The 208-nt window shown below is 54.3% G+C and carries 1 pseudogene; it reads left to right on the top strand.

Going from position 1 to position 208, the window contains the following annotated elements:
• Positions 1–208 (top strand): annotated as a pseudogene (locus N8L90_RS09520) (adhesive domain-containing protein); the annotation flags it as partial.

Below are 208 nucleotides of genomic sequence, written 5' to 3'. Positions count from 1 at the left end.
GCGCTTGTTGACGCTGAGGTAGACGCTACGGCACTTGTTGACGCTGAGGTAGACGCTACAGCACTTGTGCTTGCTGATGTAGACGCTACGGCGCTTGTTGATGCTGATGTAGAGGCTACTGCGCTTGTGCTTGCTGAGGTAGACGCTACGGCACTTGTTGACGCTGAGGTAGACGCTACGGCGCTAGTACTTGCTGATGTAGATGCTA

This window comes from Streptococcus mitis, assembly GCF_946190115.1.
Lineage (GTDB): Bacteria > Bacillota > Bacilli > Lactobacillales > Streptococcaceae > Streptococcus > Streptococcus mitis_CO.
The sequence above is the reverse complement of the archived record's forward strand: the minus strand, read 5'-3'. Positions and strand labels throughout refer to the sequence as shown.